Origin of the sequence: Kitasatospora cinereorecta (genome assembly GCF_024172095.1) — a bacterium.
GTDB classification, from domain to species: domain Bacteria; phylum Actinomycetota; class Actinomycetes; order Streptomycetales; family Streptomycetaceae; genus Kitasatospora; species Kitasatospora cinereorecta.
On the sequence record NZ_JAMZDX010000005.1, the window covers coordinates 127874 to 145727 of the forward strand.

At 73.9% G+C, this 17854-nt stretch carries 24 protein-coding genes; 14 read left to right on the top strand and 10 right to left on the bottom strand.

What is annotated here, in order from left to right:
- Nucleotides 1-48: 48 nt before the first annotated feature.
- Nucleotides 49-1695 carry a cytochrome bc1 complex cytochrome b subunit gene (gene qcrB, locus FHR36_RS26215; RefSeq protein WP_253800949.1) on the top strand — a complete coding sequence of 549 codons (1647 nt, stop codon included), beginning with the start codon at nucleotides 49-51 and terminating at the stop codon, nucleotides 1693-1695.
- A gap of 10 nt (nucleotides 1696-1705) precedes the next feature.
- Nucleotides 1706-2161: a PPOX class F420-dependent oxidoreductase gene (locus tag FHR36_RS26220; protein ID WP_253800951.1), complete on the top strand. Its 456-nt coding sequence runs from the start codon at nucleotides 1706-1708 to the stop codon at nucleotides 2159-2161.
- Nucleotides 2162-2185: 24 nt separating this feature from the next.
- Here the strand turns inward: FHR36_RS26220 and FHR36_RS26225 are convergent, their stop codons facing one another.
- Nucleotides 2186-2722, bottom strand: coding sequence for a GNAT family N-acetyltransferase (locus FHR36_RS26225; RefSeq protein WP_253800953.1), 537 nt, complete (start codon nucleotides 2720-2722; stop codon nucleotides 2186-2188).
- An 85-nt stretch (nucleotides 2723-2807) separates the two neighbouring features.
- On the opposite strand from FHR36_RS26225, the gene FHR36_RS40030 reads away from it, so the two are divergent.
- The gene (locus FHR36_RS40030; protein WP_253800955.1) at nucleotides 2808-3743 is read left to right on the top strand and encodes an NAD(P)-dependent oxidoreductase; all 936 of its coding nucleotides are present in this window, start codon (nucleotides 2808-2810) and stop codon (nucleotides 3741-3743) included.
- Nucleotides 3744-3804: 61 nt separating this feature from the next.
- On the opposite strand, the gene FHR36_RS26235 is transcribed toward FHR36_RS40030, so the two are convergent.
- The gene (locus tag FHR36_RS26235; protein WP_253800957.1) at nucleotides 3805-4563 is read right to left on the bottom strand and encodes a crotonase/enoyl-CoA hydratase family protein; all 759 of its coding nucleotides are present in this window, start codon (nucleotides 4561-4563) and stop codon (nucleotides 3805-3807) included.
- 123 nt (nucleotides 4564-4686) lie between these two features.
- Between FHR36_RS26235 and FHR36_RS26240 the strand changes: the two genes are divergently transcribed.
- The 3 genes from FHR36_RS26240 to FHR36_RS26250 all read left to right on the top strand — a co-directional run bounded on the left by FHR36_RS26240 (nucleotide 4687) and on the right by FHR36_RS26250 (nucleotide 7009).
- Nucleotides 4687-5760, top strand: coding sequence for an SPFH domain-containing protein (locus tag FHR36_RS26240; RefSeq protein WP_253800959.1), 1074 nt, complete (start codon nucleotides 4687-4689; stop codon nucleotides 5758-5760).
- Nucleotide 5761: 1 nt separating this feature from the next.
- Complete coding sequence (locus FHR36_RS26245) at nucleotides 5762-6661, top strand: hypothetical protein (RefSeq protein ID WP_253800961.1); 900 nt, start codon at nucleotides 5762-5764, stop codon at nucleotides 6659-6661.
- Between the two features lie 117 nt (nucleotides 6662-6778).
- Nucleotides 6779-7009 carry a DUF6296 family protein gene (locus tag FHR36_RS26250; protein WP_253800962.1) on the top strand — a complete coding sequence of 77 codons (231 nt, stop codon included), beginning with the start codon at nucleotides 6779-6781 and terminating at the stop codon, nucleotides 7007-7009.
- Nucleotides 7010-7045: 36 nt separating this feature from the next.
- Here the strand turns inward: FHR36_RS26250 and FHR36_RS26255 are convergent, their stop codons facing one another.
- Nucleotides 7046-7621 carry a TerD family protein gene (locus tag FHR36_RS26255; protein ID WP_253800963.1) on the bottom strand — a complete coding sequence of 192 codons (576 nt, stop codon included), beginning with the start codon at nucleotides 7619-7621 and terminating at the stop codon, nucleotides 7046-7048.
- Between the two features lie 176 nt (nucleotides 7622-7797).
- Here FHR36_RS26255 and FHR36_RS26260 point away from each other — a divergent pair, with 176 nt between their 5' ends.
- From FHR36_RS26260 to FHR36_RS26270, 3 genes are all read left to right on the top strand, one after another.
- Entirely contained in the window at nucleotides 7798-8193 is a 396-nt protein-coding gene (locus FHR36_RS26260) for a BlaI/MecI/CopY family transcriptional regulator (protein WP_253800964.1), read from the top strand.
- 3 nt (nucleotides 8194-8196) lie between these two features.
- Complete coding sequence (locus tag FHR36_RS26265) at nucleotides 8197-9126, top strand: M48 family metalloprotease (protein ID WP_253800965.1); 930 nt, start codon at nucleotides 8197-8199, stop codon at nucleotides 9124-9126.
- A 235-nt stretch (nucleotides 9127-9361) separates the two neighbouring features.
- Nucleotides 9362-9730, top strand: a complete 369-nt coding sequence (locus FHR36_RS26270) for a UBP-type zinc finger domain-containing protein (RefSeq protein ID WP_253800966.1) — start codon at nucleotides 9362-9364, stop codon at nucleotides 9728-9730.
- A gap of 13 nt (nucleotides 9731-9743) precedes the next feature.
- On the opposite strand, the gene FHR36_RS26275 is transcribed toward FHR36_RS26270, so the two are convergent.
- Nucleotides 9744-11225: a purine-cytosine permease family protein gene (locus FHR36_RS26275; RefSeq protein WP_253800967.1), complete on the bottom strand. Its 1482-nt coding sequence runs from the start codon at nucleotides 11223-11225 to the stop codon at nucleotides 9744-9746.
- Nucleotides 11226-11389: 164 nt separating this feature from the next.
- Between FHR36_RS26275 and FHR36_RS26280 the strand changes: the two genes are divergently transcribed.
- Nucleotides 11390-11704 (top strand): MazG-like family protein, encoded by a 315-nt coding sequence (locus tag FHR36_RS26280; protein ID WP_253800969.1) that lies wholly within the window; start codon nucleotides 11390-11392, stop codon nucleotides 11702-11704.
- Nucleotides 11705-11737: 33 nt separating this feature from the next.
- On the opposite strand, the gene FHR36_RS26285 is transcribed toward FHR36_RS26280, so the two are convergent.
- Complete coding sequence (locus FHR36_RS26285) at nucleotides 11738-11869, bottom strand: DUF6126 family protein (protein WP_253800972.1); 132 nt, start codon at nucleotides 11867-11869, stop codon at nucleotides 11738-11740.
- Between the two features lie 125 nt (nucleotides 11870-11994).
- Here FHR36_RS26285 and FHR36_RS26290 point away from each other — a divergent pair, with 125 nt between their 5' ends.
- Nucleotides 11995-12795, top strand: coding sequence for an SGNH/GDSL hydrolase family protein (locus tag FHR36_RS26290; RefSeq protein WP_253800975.1), 801 nt, complete (start codon nucleotides 11995-11997; stop codon nucleotides 12793-12795).
- A gap of 171 nt (nucleotides 12796-12966) precedes the next feature.
- Here the strand turns inward: FHR36_RS26290 and FHR36_RS26295 are convergent, their stop codons facing one another.
- Nucleotides 12967-13377, bottom strand: coding sequence for an organic hydroperoxide resistance protein (locus tag FHR36_RS26295; RefSeq protein WP_253800977.1), 411 nt, complete (start codon nucleotides 13375-13377; stop codon nucleotides 12967-12969).
- Nucleotides 13378-13499: 122 nt separating this feature from the next.
- Here FHR36_RS26295 and FHR36_RS26300 point away from each other — a divergent pair, with 122 nt between their 5' ends.
- Nucleotides 13500-13958: a MarR family winged helix-turn-helix transcriptional regulator gene (locus tag FHR36_RS26300; RefSeq protein WP_253800978.1), complete on the top strand. Its 459-nt coding sequence runs from the start codon at nucleotides 13500-13502 to the stop codon at nucleotides 13956-13958.
- A 48-nt stretch (nucleotides 13959-14006) separates the two neighbouring features.
- On the opposite strand, the gene FHR36_RS26305 is transcribed toward FHR36_RS26300, so the two are convergent.
- Entirely contained in the window at nucleotides 14007-14279 is a 273-nt protein-coding gene (locus FHR36_RS26305; protein ID WP_308199642.1) for a DUF2630 family protein, read from the bottom strand.
- A gap of 176 nt (nucleotides 14280-14455) precedes the next feature.
- On the opposite strand from FHR36_RS26305, the gene FHR36_RS26310 reads away from it, so the two are divergent.
- Complete coding sequence (locus FHR36_RS26310; protein ID WP_253800979.1) at nucleotides 14456-14845, top strand: SCO5389 family protein; 390 nt, start codon at nucleotides 14456-14458, stop codon at nucleotides 14843-14845.
- Nucleotides 14846-14854: 9 nt separating this feature from the next.
- Here FHR36_RS26310 and FHR36_RS26315 read toward each other — a convergent pair whose 3' ends face one another.
- Nucleotides 14855-15415 carry a type 1 glutamine amidotransferase domain-containing protein gene (locus FHR36_RS26315; protein WP_253800981.1) on the bottom strand — a complete coding sequence of 187 codons (561 nt, stop codon included), beginning with the start codon at nucleotides 15413-15415 and terminating at the stop codon, nucleotides 14855-14857.
- Complete coding sequence (locus FHR36_RS26320) at nucleotides 15412-16038, bottom strand: TIGR03086 family metal-binding protein (RefSeq protein WP_253800983.1); 627 nt, start codon at nucleotides 16036-16038, stop codon at nucleotides 15412-15414. The genes FHR36_RS26315 and FHR36_RS26320 overlap by 4 nt, the downstream gene beginning before the upstream one ends.
- 85 nt (nucleotides 16039-16123) lie before the next feature.
- Here FHR36_RS26320 and FHR36_RS26325 point away from each other — a divergent pair, with 85 nt between their 5' ends.
- Nucleotides 16124-17062 carry a carbohydrate kinase family protein gene (locus FHR36_RS26325; RefSeq protein ID WP_253800985.1) on the top strand — a complete coding sequence of 313 codons (939 nt, stop codon included), beginning with the start codon at nucleotides 16124-16126 and terminating at the stop codon, nucleotides 17060-17062.
- A gap of 30 nt (nucleotides 17063-17092) precedes the next feature.
- Here the strand turns inward: FHR36_RS26325 and FHR36_RS26330 are convergent, their stop codons facing one another.
- Nucleotides 17093-17659, bottom strand: coding sequence for a DJ-1/PfpI family protein (locus FHR36_RS26330; protein WP_253800987.1), 567 nt, complete (start codon nucleotides 17657-17659; stop codon nucleotides 17093-17095).
- Nucleotides 17660-17854: the final 195 nt, after the last annotated feature.

A 17854-nucleotide genomic window follows, 5' to 3' on the forward strand; every position in this document is an offset into this window, starting at 1 on the left:
GGACTGCTCCCCATTTTTCGCTGACAGGCCCGACCGAGCGGAGCCGCCATGCCCGATCACCCCACCCCTACGCACCCGCGGGCGCAGCGCGCCGCCGACTGGACGGACGGCCGCCTCGGCCTCTACGCCCTCGCCCGCGCCAACATCCGCAAGGTTTTCCCGGACCACTGGTCCTTCATCCTGGGCGAGATCTGCCTCTACACCTTCCTGATCATCATCCTGACCGGCGTCTATCTCACCCTCTTCTTCGAACCGAGCACGGCCGAGACCGTCTACCAGGGCCCGTACACCCCGCTGAACGGCATCCGGGTCTCCGAGGCGTACGCCTCCACCCTGCGGCTGAGCTTCGAGGTGCGCGGCGGCCTGCTGATCCGGCAGATCCACCACTGGGCGGCGCTGGTGTTCGTGGCGGCGATGTTCGTCCACATGATGCGGGTGTTCTTCACCGGCGCGTTCCGCAAGCCGCGCGAACTCAACTGGCTGATCGGCTTTCTGCTGCTCCTGCTCGGCCTGCTGGACGGCTTCCTCGGCTACTCACTCCCCGACGACCTGCTCTCCGGCACCGGCATCCGCTTCGTCGAGGGTGTCGTGCTGGCCCTGCCACTCGTCGGCAGCTATGTCCAGATGTTCCTGTTCGGCGGCGAGTTCCCGGGCAGCGAGATCGTGCCGCGGTTCTTCACCGTGCACGTCCTGCTGGTCCCCGGTGTGATGGTGGGACTGCTGGTGGCGCACCTGATCCTGGTGTTCCACCACAAGCACACCCAGTTCGCCGGGCCCGGCCGCACCGAACGCAACGTGGTCGGCATGCCGCTGATGCCGGTCTACCTGGCCAAGGCCGGCGGCTTCTTCTTCCTGGTCTTCGGCACCGTCGCCGCGATATCCGCACTCGCCACCACCAACCCGATCTGGGCGTACGGCCCCTACCGGCCCGACCAGGTCTCCACCGACGCCCAGCCCGACTGGTACCTGGGCTTCGCCGAGGGCCTGATCCGGGTGATGCCCGGGTGGGAGGTCGGCATCGGCGGCGGGCACACCCTCAACCTGGGCGTCCTGGTGCCCCTCCTCGCCTTCCCGCTGGTACTCGCGACGCTCGCCGGCTACCCCTTCCTGGAGGCCTGGATCACCCGCGACGACCGGGAGCGTCACCTGCTGGACCGGCCGCGCAACGCCCCCGTCCGCACCGCGCTCGGCGCCGCCTGGATCGCCCTCTACCTGGTCCTGCTGGCCGGCGGTGGCAACGACCTGATCGCCACCCACCTGCACCTCTCCCTGGGCGCCATCACCTGGGCCGTCCGGATCGGCGCCTTCACCGTCCCGGTCGCCGTCTTCGAGGTCACCCGGCGCTGGTGCCTGGGCCTGCAGCGCCGGGACCGCGACGTGGTGCTGCACGGCCGCGAGACCGGCATCCTGGTCCGGCTGCCGCACGGCGAGTACGTCGAACGCCACGCCCCGCTCACTCCGGCCGAACTCCACCGGCGCACTGCCCACCACCGGCCCACCCCGCAGCCGCTGCCCGCGCCCACCTCCGCCTCCACCTCCACCTCCACCTCCACCGACGAGAACGGCGTCGCGCCGCGCCCCGGTGTCCTCGCCCGGGTACGGGGAAGACTGTCGGAGAGCTACCACGGCGGGTCCGGCCAGGCGGCCGAACCGGCCGCCGAGGAGTACCGTCGGATCGCCGGCGGCCACCACTGAGGAGGTCGACATGCGTACGCGCGACAGGCGCCCTGCCGCCGACCGGCTCGGCGACCAGCGCCACCTGCTGCTGACCACCTTCGAGCCGGACGGCACCGAGGTCACCACCGCCACCTGGGTGATCCGCGACGGCGCCGCCCTCGGCATCTGGGCCCCCGCCGACTCCCCCGCCGTCCGGCGGCTGCGCGCGCACCCGACCGTCCTGGTCTGCGCCGGCGACGCCCACGGCCGCCCGATCGGCGCCCGCCTCGCCGCCCGGGCCACCCTCTGCGACCCGGACGCCACGGCCCGGTACCGGACCTCCCTGCTCAACAAGTACGGCCTCACCGGCCTCTTCGCCCTCGCCCGCAGCCGTCTGCGGCTCGGCCTGGACGGCACGGTCGGCGTCCGCATCACCCTCGCCGAGCAGTACCACCCGCTGCACTCCCCCGCCTGGCGTCCCCCCGACTGGTACTGCCTCAACTGATCCACCGGCGGCGATCGTCGGCATCTACCAGAGGTCGCCGCCCCGCCAGTCGCACACCGTCAGCCCACCGCGCGGATCCAGCGGCACGGCGACCGGCCGGACGTAGATCCATCCGTCCTCGTCGGCGGTCCGCACCACCCCGTCCGGAGTCAGCGCCCACGTCGGACCGGTCCACGGCAACCAGCCGCGCGCCGCGTAGAACGGCACCCCGTCCTCGCTCGCCCCCAGCGCCCCGAGGTCGTACGCCCGGTCCACCATCCGTTCCACCGCGCCCATCAGCGCACCGCCCCACCCCTGCCGCCGCCGGTCCGCCCGCACCCCGACCCCCTCGACGTAACCGGCGCGCAGCGCACGGCCGTTGTACGACAGCCGGCGCTGCACCAGCGCCGCATGCCCGACCAGCTCCGCCCCGTCCGACGCCAGCACGTGCACCCCGCCCAGGCAGTGCTCCCAGTCGTCCGCGGTCAGCTCCCCCTCGAACACCTCGACCAGCAGCTCCCGTACGGCGGCCAGCGTCCCGGCATCGAGCTCGGCGGTGTGCACCACCCGGATCTCACCCATACCGCCATCCTCCCGACCACCCCGCCGCCCCGCACCACGGTTTCCCGCCACCGCCGGCCCTGCCGGCCCCGCCGTCCGGCGCGGGGTGCCGCCCGGCCACCGCTCCGCGCAGTACGATCACGATCGACCACACCGTCACCGCGAACAGGGGGCCACCGCCGTGCAGGTCGGATTCGTCGGACTGGGCGCCATGGGCCGGGAGATGACCCGCCGACTCCTCGCCGCCGGGCACTCGGTCCAGGTCTGGAACCGCTCCCGACCCGCCGTGGACACCCTGGTCGCCGAGGGCGCCCGCCCCGCCGGTCAACTCGCCGACGTCTTCGCCAACGAGGCCGTCGTCTCCATGCTCGCCGACGACCACGCGGTCGAATCCCTGCTGCTGGACGCCCGGTTGCTGGAATCCGCCTCCACCGCCGTGCACGTCAACATGGCCACCGTCTCCCCCGGCCTGGCCCGCCGCGCCGCCGCCCTGCACGCCTCGCACGGCGTCGGCTACCTGGCCGCCCCGGTCCTCGGCCGGACCGACGTGGCCGCCGCCGGCAACCTCAACATCCTCGCCGCGGGCGCCGATCCCGACATCGACCGGGTCGAGCCGCTGTTCGAGGCGATGGGCCGGAAGACCTGGCGGCTCGGCACCCGCCCGGAGGCCGCCAACGTGGCCAAGATCTGCGTCAACTTCATGCTGACGTCCGCCATCGAATCGCTCTCCGAGGCCACCGCCCTCGCCGAGGCCAACGGTCTGGCCGCCGGCGACCTCCTCGACCTGGTCACCGGAACCGTCTTCCCCGGCCCGGTGTACGCGGGCTACGGCGCGATGATCGCCGAACGCCGCTACGAACCCGCCGGCTTCCGCCTCGCCCTCGGCCGCAAGGACGTCGGCTTGGCCCTCGACACCGCGGCAGCCGCCCAGGTCCCCCTCCCGCTCGCCGAACTCCTCCGCGAAGCCCTCGACCAGGCCATCACCGCCGGCCACGCCGACCACGACCTCGCCGCCCTCGCCGAAACCTCCCGCCACCGCTGACCCGGAGCCGGTCCGGCCGACCCGCCCCCCGACCCCCCGGCCGTCGGGCCGCGCCCCGCCCTCAGAACGCGCCGTGCCGCCCCTCCCCCTCGGCGAACCGGCGCGCCCCGGCGACGGTCTCGGCCGCGAGGGCGTACGTGCCGTGCTGCCATTCGTTGGCCATCGCCGCCGGCTCGGCCAGTCCGGCCTGCTCGCGGACGGACAGTCGGTCGTGTCGCAGGCAGGTCTGCGGGAACCGGGCGAGTTCTGCGGCGAGGGCTTCGGCGGCGGCCCGTTCCTCGCCGACCGGGACCACCCGGTTGGCCAGGCCGATCCGCTCGGCCTCCTCGGCGTCCACGGGCCGACCGGTGAGGATGAGGTCCATCGCTCGGCTCTCCCCGATCAGCCGGGGCAGCCGTACCGTCCCGCCGTCGATCAGCGGCACGCCCCAGCGCCGGCAGAAGACGCCGAAGACGGTGTCCTCGGCGACCACCCGCAGGTCGCACCAGAGCGCCAACTCCAGCCCGCCGGCGACCGCGTGGCCGGAAACCGCCGCGATCACCGGCTTGCCGAGCGTCATCCGGGTCGGCCCCATCGGGCCCGGCCCATCGGCCGCCAGCCGGTTGCCGCGCTCGGTGCCGATGGCCTTGAGGTCGGCGCCGGCGCAGAAGGTGCCGCCTTCGCCCCACAGCACGGCAACCGCCGCGCTCCCGTCGGCGTCGAACTCCTCGAAGGCGGCGACCAGTGCCGCCGCGGTCGGCCCGTCGACGGCGTTGCGGACCTCGGGCCTGGCCAGGACCACCGTCCAGACCGGCCCGTTCTTCTCCACCCTGACGGTCATGCGCTCGCACCCCTCTCCAGAGCCCTCTCGGTCATCATCGCACCCCCCACCACCCCCCTTCTCGTCCCATTGACGAAAACCAGTCCCACCGGTTATCGTCAGGGAGACGAAAAGGAGAGTCCCATGGCCGACATCACCCGCCGCTTCGGCTTCCGCCACCTGCGTGCGGCGCCCACCGCCCACATCCGCCACCTCCGGCGCGGCGAGATCGCCCACGAGGGCACCGGACTGGCTTTCTGGTTCCGGCCGTTGAGCGCAGCGATCTCCGAGATCCCGGCGGACGACCGCGAGTTGGCGATGCTCTTCCACGCCGGCACGTCCGACTTCCAGGACCTCACCGTCCAGGCGACCGTCACCTACCGGATCACCGACCCGACCATCGCCGCCACCCGCGTGGACTTCGGCATCGACCCGGACACCGGCGCCTGGCGGTCCGAACCGCTGAACCAGCTGGGCACCCTGCTCACCGAGACCGCCCAGCAGCACGCCCTGGAACTGATCGCCCGCACCACCCTCGCCGACGCCCTGGCGGACGGCGTCACCGCGGTGCGCACCCGGATCGCCGAGGGGCTGGGCGCCGAACAGCGGCTGGCGGACATCGGGGTGGCGGTGATCGCCGTCCGGGTCACCGCGGTCCGGCCGGAGGCCGAGATGGAGCGGGCACTGCGCACCCCGGCCCGCGAGCAGGTGCAGCAGGAGGCCGACCGGGCCACCTACGAGCGCCGCGCCGTCGCGGTCGAGCGGGAGCGGGCGATCGCCGAGAACGAGCTCGACAGCCAGATCGAACTGGCGCGCCGCCAGGAGGAGTTGGTGGGCCAGCAGGGCACCAACGCGCGCCGCGCGGCCGAGCAGGACGCGGCCGCCGACGCGATCCGCGCCGAGGCGGAGGGCCTGCGGCGGACCCGGCTGGCCACCGCCGAGGCCGAGGCGTCCCGTCTGCTCGCCTCCGCCCGGGCGGACTCCGAGCGGGCGCTGGGCGAGGCCAAGGCGGCCGCCGAGGCGGCCTGGCTGGCCGCGCACCAGCAGGTCGGCCCGGAGGTGCTGCAGGCGCTCGCCCTGATCCGCCTCGCCGAGCACCTGCCGAAGATCGACAGCATCACCCTCACCCCGGACGTGCTCACCGGCCTGCTCGGCCGACTCGGCCAGAGCGCGGCAATCAGCCAGAGCACGGCGACCGGCCAGGGTTCGGAGCGCTGAAATGAGCCTCGCCCCGCGCGTCGTGCTGGTCCACCGCCGCACCGAGTACGAGGACCTGCTCGCCCATCACGGCTCCCGCGGCCAGGCCGCGTTCTTCCTCACCTCCCGCGGCCGGTCGCTGGACGAGGTCGAGGCGCGCCACCACCGTACGCAGGCGGCGCTGGCCGAGGTGGCGGCGGCGATCCCGCTCGACTGGCGGCGCAGCCGGGTCGAGCGGGCGGACCTGGACCGCTTCCTGTTCGGCCCGGAGGACGTCGTGGTGGTGGTCGGCCAGGACGGGCTGGTCGCCAACACCGCCAAGTACCTGGACGGCCAGCCGGTGGTCGGGGTGGACACCGAGCCGGGACGCAACCCGGGCGTGCTGGTGCGCCACCGGGCGGAGGCGGCCGGACGGCTGCTGCGGGCGGCCGCCGGCCCGGGGGCCGAGGGGCGGCTGGAGGAGCGGACCATGGTGGAGGCGGTCGCGGACGACACCCAGCGGCTGCTCGCCCTGAACGAGATCTACCTCGGCCAGAGCGGCCACCAGACGGCCCGCTACCGGCTGTCGGCGCCGGGCGGCCCGGAGGAGGCGCAGGCGTCCTCGGGCGTGCTGGTCGGCACCGGCACGGGGGCGACCGGCTGGTGCCGATCGACCTGGCTGGAGCGCGGCAGCGCGCTGCGGATGCCGGGTCCGACCGCCGGGTCGCTGGCCTGGTTCGTCCGCGAGGCGTGGCCGTCCCCGGTGACCGGCACGGACCAGGTCCAGGGCCTGCTCACCGGCGGTGAGCAGCTGTCCGTCACGGTGGAGTCGGACCAGCTGGTGGCGTTCGGCGACGGTGTGGAGTCGGACGCGCTGCGCCTGGTCTGGGGCCAGACGGTCCGCCTCGGGGTGGCGGCGCGGCGGCTGCGCCTGCTCGCCTGAACGGGCGCAGCCGGGCGAGCGCCGAGCCGCCGGCCCCCGGGCCCGGCGTGGCGGCCGCCCCGCCCGATCCTCGCGGCTGTGCCACGATGAGAACGGAGCCCGACAAGGAGGCTGGCCATGGGCCGACGTTTCGCACTGACCTTCCCCGGCGAGCCCGGCACACATGCCGAGCAGGACGTGGTGGTGGTCGAGGACACCGGTACCACCGGCCCCGGAGGTCATCCGGTGTACGCCGACGCCAGCGGCATCGTCCGCGCCGAGATCAACGAGCAGGGCGCGGTCCGGATGCTGGCCAGCGGGGGTCACCAGACTCCCCGTACGCCCATGCACGCCGAACCGCTCCCCTGACCCGGACGGTCGCGGACAGTCCCGACGGCGGCCGGGTCAGACGTTGACGCCGTAGTCCAGCGCGATGCCGCGCAGGCCCGAGGCGTAGCCCTGGCCGATGGCGCGGAACTTCCACTCGCCGCCGTGCCGGTAGAGCTCGCCGAAGACCATCGCGGTCTCGGTGGAGGCGTCCTCGGTGAGGTCGTAGCGGGCGATCTCGCTGCCGTCCGCCTGGTTGACGATGCGGATGAAGGCGTTGCGGACCTGGCCGAAGCTCTGCCGGCGCTGGTCGGCGTCGTAGATGGAGACCGGGAAGACCACCTTGGCGACCCCGGCCGGGACGGCGGCGAGTTCGACCTTGATCTGCTCGTCGTCGCCGTCGCCGCCACCGGTCAGGTTGTCGCCGCTGTGCTCGACCGAACCGTCGGGGCTGCGCAGGTTGTTGTAGAAGACGAAGTGCTGGTCGCTGACCACCCGGCCGGCCTCGGTGCACAGCAGTGCGCTGGCGTCCAGGTCGAAGGCGGCGCCGGAGGTGGACCGGACGTCCCAGCCGAGTCCGACGATGACCGACGTGAGGCCGGGGGCCTCCTTGGTGAGCGAGACGTTGCCGCCCTTGGCGAGCGAGACTCCCATTGGTGTCCTCCTGCTTCCCCGTGCCGTCCCGGCGGGCGGCTCCCACGCGCGACGAAACGGCGCCAGGATGAATCTACAGCACTGTAGATCCACCGGGAATCCACCCCTCACCTGGCGGTCTGTCAAGCCGTGCACGACCTCGTAGGATGGCCCGGACACCCACCGAGGAGGGGCCGATGAGCGAGGATCAGGACACCCCGTCCCCCCGCGCCCGCCGGCGCGGCCAGGGCGAGCTGGAGGTGCAGGTGCTCGGCGCCCTGCGCACCGCCCCCGGCCCGGTCACCGCGGCCTGGGTGCAGGAGCGCCTGGACGACGGCCTCGCCTACACCACGGTGATGACCATCCTGTCCCGGCTGCACGCCAAGGGCGCCGTCTCGCGCGCCCGTGCCGGCCGTTCCTACCGGTGGCGGGCCGCCGCCGACGCGGCCGGACTGGCCGCGCTGCGGATGCGCCGGGTGCTCGACAACCAGGCCGACCGGGACGCCGTCCTGGCCAGCTTCGTCACCGCGCTGCTGCCGCAGGACGAGGACCTGCTGCGGGCCCTGCTGGACGCCGCGAGCGAGGGCGCCTGACCCGTGGGCGTGGCCGTCTTCCTCCCCCTGGTGCTGCCGCTGACCGCCCTGCCGATCGCCCGCCTGGCCGGGCACCACCTGCACCCGCGCGCCGCCGCCCGCCTGCTCACCGCGATCGCGGTGGCGATGGCCGTCAGCTGCGCGGTCAGCCTGGTCCTGCTCTTCGTGGTCGGTACGGCGAACATCCCGGGCAATCCGCTGCCCGACAGCTGGTCCGACCCGGACGTCCGGGACGCGGTGCCGTTCCACCGGGAGGCCGGCAGCGGCGCGATCGTGGCGCTGACCGCCGTCGTCGCCGCCTGCGCCCGCACCCTGCTGCGCGAGCGCCGGGTCCGGTCCCGCGCCCGGCACGCCCTGGCCGCGCTGCCGCCCGGCGGCCCCGACCCGGCGGTCCTGCCCGACCCCGAGCCGTACGCCTACGCGCTGCCCGGACCGGACGGCGGCCGGATCGTGGTCTCCACCGCGATGCTCGCCGGCCTCGCCGAGGACGAGCGCGCCGCGCTCCTCGCCCACGAGCGCGCCCATCTGACCCACCGCCACCACCGCCACCTGCTCGCCACCCGGCTGGCCGCCTGTGTCAACCCGTTCCTGCGCCCCCTGCACCGGGCGGTCGGCTACAACACCGAACGCTGGGCCGACGAGGAGGCCGCCGGAGCCGTCGGCGACCGCCGTCTGACCGCCCGCGCGGTGGCCCGCGCCGCACTGATCTCCCGCCCCGCCCCCGCCGGTCTGGCCGCGTTCGCCGCCCCGGGCCCGGTCCCCAGACGCGTCGCCGCCCTGCTCGGACCCGTCCCGCACAGCTGGCCCCCGGCCCACAGCCCGGCCGGCCTCGCCACCATGGTCGCCGCCGCCGGCGCCGCCGCCTCGGTCCTCTCCGCCCTCAACGCGGCCGCCGCCCTCCTGATCCTCCTGAAGCTCACCACCCCGCTCTAGGATCCGCCGTCGACCCCCGCCTGCCTGGCGGTGCCTGGGCACGCTCCCTCCCTGCCCGCCACCGGGCAGGAGGGGCCCACCACCGCGTTGTCGTCGGTCGCCGATGGCCCCCGTCCTCCGGCCGGGAGGCGCCCCCGTCCTCCTCCGCCTCGGACCCCAGGCCCTCCCGCACCCGCGAGCGGATCCCTCGCGCCTGCCGCCGGTGCTGCCTACGATGCCAAGGGAGGTGCCCGCCATGAGCGACGACGACCCGATCCCCGGTATCGACCCGACCGTCCCCCCGAGCGGCGAAGGGTGCATGGAGTGCCTGTCCGGCGAGGGTCCGGGGTGGTGGTTCCACCTGCGCCGCTGTGCGGCCTGCGGCCACATCGGCTGCTGCGACTCCTCGCCGTCCCAGCACGCGACCAACCACGCCCGTAGCGCCGGTCATCCGTTCCTCGCCAGCTTCGAACCGGGCGAGGACTGGCTGTGGAACGTGGAGACGCAGGACTTCCACCGCGGCCCCGCCCTGCTGGCACCGACCTCCCACCCGGTCGCGCAGCCCGCCCCCGGTCCGCTCGGCCACGTCCCCGAGGACTGGCAGCAGCGCCTCAACCAGCCCTGAGCGCAGCCGTACGTCAGGCGTCCGCGCCGGCCCCTGCCTCGGCCTCGGCCCCGGCCCGTACCCCGACCACCCCGGACGGCCCCGCGAGCCCGCGCGAGCGCCGCGACAGCAGCACGTACAGCGCCGCCGTCACCCCGCCCGCGAGCAGGAAGCTGACGTCGATCCCGCCGGTGAGCGCCAGCAGCGGGCCGCGGTAGACGGGGGTGTCGACGGCCAGCAGCCCGACCGCGCTGCCGCCGATCCAGGCGGCCGTCGCCGGGACGTTCCAGCCCGCCCGGTACCAGTAGATGCCGCCGCGGGTGCCCCGGTTGTAGACCTGCAGCGACTGCCGGTCGTAGTCGCCGCGGCAGCGGCGGTGCCCGATCAGCGTGATGACCGCCCAGGGCGCGCCGATCGCGGTGAGCACCAGGACGAACGAGGTGACGGCGGACTGGGCGTTCCACACGAAGTGCCCGAGGAAGACCAGCACGGTCCCCAGCGCGGCGACCACGTAGGTGGCCTGCAGCCGGGTGGCGCGGGGCAGGATGGCGTCCAGGTCCAGGCCCATGCTGTAGAGCATCAGCCCGGTGTTGCCGGCGCTGCCCAGCAGTCCGTTGACCAGCAGCGGCAGCAGGAACCAGGCGGGCGCGCCGGCGATCAGGCCGTGCACGTAGTCGGTGCCGGCGCCGGTGGCGACCGCGGTGAAGGTGCCGAACAGCTGCGGGATCAGCAGGCCGAGGAACAGGCCCCCGGCGGTCGACCACAGCACCCGCCGGCCGGAGTACCGGACGGGCGAGACGTACCGGGTGTAGTCGCCCAGCAGGGTGATGAAGGCGATCGGGCCGCTCAGTCCGGCGGCGACCACCGACAGCAGCCAGGTCGGCCAGAAGCCGCCGAGCAGGTACGTGCCGTGCGCCGAGCCGTCGAAGTGCGGCGCGAAGGCGAACAGCCCGGCCAGCAGCAGTCCGCCCATGGCCCACATCAGGACCCGTTCCAGCTTCAGCAGCAGCCGGTACCCGAACACCGCCGCGGTGGCGCTCAGCGCGGCCAGCACGCTGTACGTGGCGACGTACGCGGCGCCGCTGGTGGGCAGGCCGAGCATCCGGTTGAGTGCGCCGACCACCACGTCGCCGCCGACCCACAGGGCCAGCGCGGTGTAGCCGAGCGACAGCAGCAGGCCGACGACCGAGCCGATCAGCCGGCCGCGGACGCCGAAGAAGGCGCCGGAGCTGGTGGACAGGTTGGTCGCGGTGCGCAGCGAGACCAGGGCCAGCGGCGCGGTGAGCGCGATGCCGAGCACGGTGCCGAGGACGACCGAGGTGGCGGCGGCCCAGAAGGAGAGCCCGAAGGAGACCGGGAGCCAGCCGAAGACGACGACACCGAAGGCGAGGTTGGAGCCGACCAGGATCGACAGCACGTCGCGTGGTGAGCTGGTGCGCTCCTCCTCCGGGATGGTGTCGACGCCGTGCTGTTCGATCAGCGAGTGGCCTGGGGAGGGGGCGTTCTGCTGCGACATGCTCTTCCTGGTGCTCGACCCGGCGGGCGAGGGGACGGCCCGCCGATCCGTCCATGGTCGTCGCCGCCGGTCAGGGCCCACAACGCCCGATCCTCCACGAAACGCGGCCGCGCTCCCGGGGCGGCCTGTACGGTCGCACCAGTGGCCCGACCGGGGGGAGTGCGATGGACGAGGACGCGTGGCGGGCGGTGGCCCGGCTGAACGACTGGCTGACCGGGGACAGCCCCCGTCCGACCGAGCTGCAGCGGGTGCTCCAGGTGCTGAAGGTGAGCGAGGAGGCCGGCGAGGTCGCCGAGGCGGTGATCGGTGCGCTGGGGGCCAATCCGCGCAAGGGCCACTCGCACACTTGGGACGACGTCTCCGCCGAGCTCTGCGACGTGATCATCACCGCGATGGTGGCGCTGACCCGGATCGATCCGGCGCCGGCCGAGCGCTTCCGCACCCACCTGGCGAAGGTCACCGCCCGCTCGCTGCCCTGACCCCTCCGGGCCGTCGGGACGACCCGCGTCCGGTCAGCGGTGGCCGATGGTGAACAGCAGGATCACGAATCCGGCGAACAGATGGGTGCCGGCGATGTAGATCGAGGCCCTGATGAGCATCGCCTTGCGCCGGGCCTTCTCGTCGCGCACCGCGTCCGTCGTCATGCGCTTCAGCGTAAGGCCTGTCTGACAATTCCCGCCGGGCGGTCGGGGGCCGTGTCGGAGATCACCCTGCGCTACAGGGCACCTACGGTGGCGTAGGTCACTTCATGAGGTGAACCATCTCCCTCATGTCGAATTACGCTGACCACCAGGAGACCCTCCACATCCATTCGTACGCGTCGTACGCGGCCCTCGGTGACAGCTTCACCGAAGGGCTCAACGACCCCGGCCCCGACGGCCAGTTCGCCGGCTGGGCCGACCGCCTCGCCGGCCTGCTGGCCGCGCAGCGCCCGGACGGCGCGTTCCAGTACGCCAACCTGGCCGTCCGCGGCCGGCTGCTGGATCAGATCGTGGCCGAGCAGGTGCCGCAGATCCGCCGCATCCAGCCGGATCTGGTGACCCTGTGCGCCGGCGGCAACGACATCCTGCGCCCGGGCAGCGACCCGGACGCGACCGCCGAGCGCTTCGAGGCCGCCGTGGTCGAGTTGCGCGAGCACGCCGGGAAGGTGCTGATCTGCACCGGCTTCGACACCAGGGACGTGCCGGTGCTGCGCCACCTGCGCGGCAAGATCGCCACGTACAACGCGCACCTGCGGGCGATCGCCGACCGCAACGGCTGCGCGGTGGCCGACCTGTGGTCGCTGCGCTCGGTGCACGACCGCCGGGCATGGAGCGACGACCGGCTGCACCTGTCCCCCGAGGGCCACCAGCGGGTCGCCCTGCTGGCCGCCCGCTCGCTGGGTCTGCCGACCGAGCAGGACCCGGAGTCGCCGTGGCCGGCGGCGCCGGTGCTCTCCCCCGCCGACCAGCGCCGGGAGAACCTGCAGTGGGCGCGCACGTACCTGCTGCCGTGGGTGGGCCGCCGGCTGCGCGGCGAGTCCTCGGGCGACCACATCGAGGCCAAGCGCCCCGACCTGCTGCCGCTCTGACCGAGCCGCGCCCCGGGGCGCCGACAGCGCCGACGACACCGACAACGCCGACGGCGCCCCGAAGTCCGGAGGTCCGGAACCGACGCCGGCGGGCCGCACCACCCCTGCCGTGGTGCGGACCGCCGCGTCCGTGCCCGCCCGCCCCTGACGGGGCGGGCGCGGAGGTCGTGATTACTCGACGACCAGCTCGACCTGGATGTTCCCGCGGGTCGCCTTGGAGTACGGGCAGACCTCGTGGGCCTGCTTGACCAGCAGCATCCCGCTCTCGCCGGCCAGGCTGTCCGGGAGCTCCACGCGCAGGACCACCGCGAGGCCGAAGCCGCTCTCGTCCTTGCCGATGGACACCTCGGCGGTCACCGAGATCTCGCCGGTGTCGACCCGGGCCTGCCGGCCGACCAGCCCGAGGGCGCTGGCGAAGCAGGCGGCGTAGCCGGCCGCGAACAGCTGCTCGGGGTTGGTGCCCTCGCCGTTGCCGCCGAGCGCGGGCGGCATCGCCAGCGGCAGGTCCAGCCGGCCGTCCGAGCTGACCGTGCGGCCCTCCCGGCCGTTCGCCGTGGCCACTGCGGTGTAGAGCGCGTCCATCTGGGGTTCCCTTCTCGCCTCGGCGACCGGTCCCGGCCGCCCCACGACCAGAAGTGAAGCACACAATTTAATTGCGCACAACTGAATCGCTCGCCATGAGGCGGCCCGATACCCTTGGAGCCATGACCACGCTTCCCGAGATCCCGGACGAGGACCTGCTCCGCCTCGACCACCAGATCTGCTTCTCGCTGCACGCGGCATCCCGCGCCTTCGGCGGCCTCTACCGGGACGCCCTCAAGGACCTCGGCCTGACCTACCCGCAGTACCTGGCGATGATGGTGCTCTGGGAGCACGGCACCCTGCCGGTCAAGCGCATCGGCGAGCACCTGCGCCTGGACTCCGGCACGCTGTCCCCCCTGCTGAAGCGCCTGGAGGCGGCCGGCCTGGTGCGCCGCGAGCGCAGCCCGGAGGACGAGCGCTCGGTCACCGTCACCCCGACCGAGGCCGGCCTCGCGCTGCGCGAGCAGGCCCTGAACGTCCCGCGCCGGATCCTGGCCGCCACCGGCCTGCCGCTCGAGGACGTGATCGCCCTGCGCACCATGCTGGAGAGCATCACCGCCAACCTCGACAACGAGGTCTGACCCCCGCGGCCCGCCCCGCACGGGCCCCTCGCACGCACGCCGGGCGGCTCAGGACTCGTAGCGCTCCACTTCCTCCACGCTGCGCACCCCGGCCAGGTCCGGGTCCTCGCCGGCCGCCACCCGCGCCCGGCGCTGCCGGAGCAGGTCCCAGCACTGGTCGAGCTGCTCCTCGATGTCCTTCAACTCGCGCTGCTCGGTCGTGGCGTCGATCCGGCCGTCCGCGAGCGCGGCGCGCAGACTGCGCTCCTGCTCCACCATCTCGCCGATCCGCTCCAGGATCCGGCGATCGGCGCCGCCACCCGGGTTCAGCTGCTGCTCCACCGCACACCTCCTTGGCTCGCCTCCCACTCTAGGAATGCCCCGGCCATGTCGCGAGCGCTGCGGAGCGCCCGGACGACCCGGACGGCCCAGTCCCACTTGACACCACGTCAGTCGATTGGCCAGGATCGGTCTCCGGATCAGTTGAAAATGACTTTCACTATCAGGAAGGCCGCCCCATGTCCCTCGACGTCTCCCCCACCCTCCTCGCCAGGGCCGAGCGCAACGAGATCGCCGACGCCGAGTTCGTCGCCACGGTCCGCGAGTCGCTCCCGTACGCCTACCGGCTCGTCGACCGCCTCAGCGGCGAACTCGCTTCCGGCGAAGCCGAGTTCGCCGACAACACGGTCACCCCGAGCGATTCGGAGCGGGCCCAGCTGCTGCGCGCGCTGGCCAGCGACGCGATCCGCGGCGTGCTGGAACGCCACTTCGCCGTCCGCCTCGCCTTCCAGAACTGCCACCGCGTCGCGGTCTTCCGTCCCGGCGCCGAACAGAGCCCCGCCTACCGGGAGTTCACCTCGATCAGGGCCCAACTCCTCAACCAGTCGCCGGAGCTGCGCTCCTGCTGAGCCCGGCTGCTACCGGGCCGACTTGGCGAACGCGGTCACGAACGCCTCGCAGAAGGCCGGCAGATCGGCCGGACGCCGGCTGGAGATGAGTGTGTTGGGGCCGTCGGTGCAGACGTGCACCTCCTCGTCCACCCACACGGCACCGGCGTTCACCAGGTCGGTCCGAATGCTCGGGAACGAGGTGAGCGTACGGCCGCGCACCACGTCCGCCTCCACCAGCGTCCACGGTCCGTGGCAGATCACCGCGACCGGCCGGCCCAGGGTGAAGACGGCGCGGACGAACTCCACCGCCCGCTCGTCGGTGCGCAGCCGGTCGGGGTTGGCCACCCCGCCCGGCAGCACCAGCCCGTCGAACGCCGCCGGCTCGACCTCCCCCACCACCTGGTCCACCGGGAAGGTGTCGGCCCGGTCGAGCCGGTCGAACGCCTGGATCCGCCCGGGCGCGGTGGACAGCAGCCGCGGTGTCCCGCCCGCCTCCTCCACCGCCTGCCAGGCCCGCGTGAGTTCGACCTGCTCGACCCCGACCGGGGCGGCCAGGAAGGCGACCGTACGGCCCTGGAGGGTGATCACCTGCCGCCGCCCGCGCCGCGGCCCAGCGGGTCCGCCGGGTCGCGGCCCATCATGCCGAGCAGCCGGGTCTGGGCGTCCGCGCCGACCGGCACCGGCACCGCGGGCGCGAACACCCCCGACGCGGGCAATTTGTCGGCGTACGGGGTGATCTCCGCCAGCACGAACTCCGCGGCGTCCGGTGCCATCGCGGAGTCCTCGCCGAGCCCCACGGCCAGGTCCCACGCGTGCACCACCGCGTCCACCGTCATCTCCCGGCAGTACCCGTACGCGCCGCGGTCGCCGTACGACAGGTGCACCGTCCGCTCCAGCGCGCCCGGCTCGGCGAACGCCCGGCGGGCCGCCTCGGCCGCGTCCGACCAGGCGGCGGCCGGGTCGTCGCCCAGCACGTCGCCGTCGAACCGGTCGCCGACCTCGGCGACCGTGGACCCGGCGAGCATCGCCGGCACCCACAGCTGCTCGACGGTCAGATGGTTGACCACGTCCCGCACCGTCCAGTCGGTGCACGGCGTAGCCGCGGCCCACTGCCCGGCCCCGGCCGCGACCACCAGCTGACCGAACCGGTCCAGGGCGGCGGCGTACAGGCGGAGCAGTTCCTGCTCGTCCTCAGCGCTGTGACGTGACATGCCTCCACGCAACCACGGATCCCCGGACCGCGCCCGCGCACCGGGAGCACCCTGCGGCGCCCGCCCGCTCGGTAGGCTCGCGTCCATGACCCTCCGCCGGATCACCGTCCTCGGCGAGTGCGTGGCCGACGCCTTCACCGACCACCACCGCGAAACCCGCGGCGGACTGACCCTCCGGGTGCACCCCGGCGGCGGCCCCGCCAACACCGCGGTGGCCCTGGCCCGGCTCGGCACGCCCACCCGCTTCCTCGGCCGGCTCTCCACCGACGTCTTCGGCCGCCTCTTCCGCGAGCACCTCACCGCGTCCGGCGTCGACGTCTCCGGCTGCGTCACGGCCGCCGAGCCCAGCACCCTGGCCGTCGCCGACCTGGACGGGCAGGGCCGGGCGGAGTACTCCTTCCACGCCTCGGGCACCGCCGACTGGCAGTGGACCCCCGCCGAGCTGGCCCAGGAGCCGGCCGGCGACCCGTGCGCCGTGCACACCGGCTCCCTGGCCCTGGTCCGGCCGCCCGGCGGCACGGTGGTCGAGGATTTCCTGGCCCGTGCCGCCGAACGTGCGACGGTGTCGATCGACCCCAACGTCCGCACCCTGCTGGTCGACCCCACCGCCTACCGGGCCCGCCTGGAGCACTGGTGCGAGCTGGCCGACCTGCTGCGGCTGAGCGAGGACGACCTCGCCGAACTCCTGCCCGGCACCCCACCCGAAGCCGCCTGCCGGCGCTGGCACACCGCCGGCGTCCCCCTCGTGGTCGTCACCCTGGGCGCACGAGGCGCACTCCTCTCACTGCACGGCGAACAGGTGACCGTACCCGCTCCCCCGGTCACCATTGCGGACACCGTCGGCGCAGGCGACGCCTTCACCGCCGGACTGCTCCACCACCTGGCCGGCCAGGGCCTCCTCGGCGGCCGCCTGAACCACCTCGACCTGCCCCACCTCACCGCCGCCGCCCACTTCGCCACCCACGTCGCCGCCCTCACCTGCGCCGCCCCCGGCGCCGACCCACCATGGGCCCACCAGCTCTGACGCCGCCGGCGGGCCCAACCGCGGCCGCGCTCAGTCCACCGGCGCCTTCTCCCGCAGCAGTTCGACGAAGGCCCGCATCCACCCCGGGTGGTCCGGCCAGGCCCGGGCCGACACCAGCACGCCGTCGACCACCGCCTCGCCGTCCACGTACGCGGCGCCGGCCGCCGCCACGTCGGGCTCCAGCGCCGGGTACGCGGCCGTCCGCCGCCCGGCCAGCGCGCCGCCCCGCAGGGTGATCAGCGGGCCGTGGCAGATCTGGGCGACGGGCTTGTCCAGGTCGAAGAAGTGGGCGCAGATCCGCTGCACCTCGGGGTCGTTGCGCAGGTACTCCGGGGCCCGGCCGCCGGGCAGTACCAGGGCGACGTACGCGGCCGGGTCCACCTCGGCGAAGGCCAGGTCGGCGGGCCAGGTGTACCCGGGCTTCTCGGTGTAGGTGTCGAAGCCCTCCACGAAGTCGTGCACCACGAACTGCAGCTTCTTGCGGCTAGGCGCGGCGACGTGGACCTCGTAGCCCTCCTCGCGCAGGCGCTGGTAGGGGTAGAGGACCTCCAGCGACTCGGCCGCGTCGCCGGTGACGATGAGGATCTTGGCTGCCATGTCCGGTGGTTCCGTCCCTTCGTCGGCCCGTGCCGGGTGCCGCCGTCGGGGCGGCCGCCGTCACGGGGAATGCCTGGCCCACCTTGCCCGCTGACGGACCGTCGGACAACGGGGCGCGCGGGGCACACCCACCGCGCACCGCCGCACTCCCGTGCGCCCTTGCGGCCATCGCGCCCGGCCCGCACGAGTCGGACG

Coding starts and splice junctions, on each gene's coding strand:
- FHR36_RS26285 (WP_253800972.1), bottom strand. CDS start 11,869: ATGACGACGGACGCGGTGCGCGACGAGAAGGCCCGGCGCAAGGCGATG.
- FHR36_RS26330 (WP_253800987.1), bottom strand. CDS start 17,659: ATGGCAGCCAAGATCCTCATCGTCACCGGCGACGCGGCCGAGTCGCTG.
- FHR36_RS26220 (WP_253800951.1), top strand. CDS start 1,706: ATGCGTACGCGCGACAGGCGCCCTGCCGCCGACCGGCTCGGCGACCAG.
- FHR36_RS26255 (WP_253800963.1), bottom strand. CDS start 7,621: ATGGGAGTCTCGCTCGCCAAGGGCGGCAACGTCTCGCTCACCAAGGAG.
- FHR36_RS26325 (WP_253800985.1), top strand. CDS start 16,124: ATGACCCTCCGCCGGATCACCGTCCTCGGCGAGTGCGTGGCCGACGCC.
- FHR36_RS26290 (WP_253800975.1), top strand. CDS start 11,995: ATGTCGAATTACGCTGACCACCAGGAGACCCTCCACATCCATTCGTAC.
- FHR36_RS26320 (WP_253800983.1), bottom strand. CDS start 16,038: ATGTCACGTCACAGCGCTGAGGACGAGCAGGAACTGCTCCGCCTGTAC.
- FHR36_RS26240 (WP_253800959.1), top strand. CDS start 4,687: ATGGCCGACATCACCCGCCGCTTCGGCTTCCGCCACCTGCGTGCGGCG.
- FHR36_RS26310 (WP_253800979.1), top strand. CDS start 14,456: ATGTCCCTCGACGTCTCCCCCACCCTCCTCGCCAGGGCCGAGCGCAAC.
- FHR36_RS26270 (WP_253800966.1), top strand. CDS start 9,362: ATGAGCGACGACGACCCGATCCCCGGTATCGACCCGACCGTCCCCCCG.
- FHR36_RS26295 (WP_253800977.1), bottom strand. CDS start 13,377: ATGGACGCGCTCTACACCGCAGTGGCCACGGCGAACGGCCGGGAGGGC.
- FHR36_RS26235 (WP_253800957.1), bottom strand. CDS start 4,563: ATGACCGTCAGGGTGGAGAAGAACGGGCCGGTCTGGACGGTGGTCCTG.
- FHR36_RS26280 (WP_253800969.1), top strand. CDS start 11,390: ATGGACGAGGACGCGTGGCGGGCGGTGGCCCGGCTGAACGACTGGCTG.
- FHR36_RS26250 (WP_253800962.1), top strand. CDS start 6,779: ATGGGCCGACGTTTCGCACTGACCTTCCCCGGCGAGCCCGGCACACAT.
- FHR36_RS26300 (WP_253800978.1), top strand. CDS start 13,500: ATGACCACGCTTCCCGAGATCCCGGACGAGGACCTGCTCCGCCTCGAC.
- qcrB (WP_253800949.1), top strand. CDS start 49: ATGCCCGATCACCCCACCCCTACGCACCCGCGGGCGCAGCGCGCCGCC.
- FHR36_RS26225 (WP_253800953.1), bottom strand. CDS start 2,722: ATGGGTGAGATCCGGGTGGTGCACACCGCCGAGCTCGATGCCGGGACG.
- FHR36_RS26260 (WP_253800964.1), top strand. CDS start 7,798: ATGAGCGAGGATCAGGACACCCCGTCCCCCCGCGCCCGCCGGCGCGGC.
- FHR36_RS26245 (WP_253800961.1), top strand. CDS start 5,762: ATGAGCCTCGCCCCGCGCGTCGTGCTGGTCCACCGCCGCACCGAGTAC.
- FHR36_RS26275 (WP_253800967.1), bottom strand. CDS start 11,225: ATGTCGCAGCAGAACGCCCCCTCCCCAGGCCACTCGCTGATCGAACAG.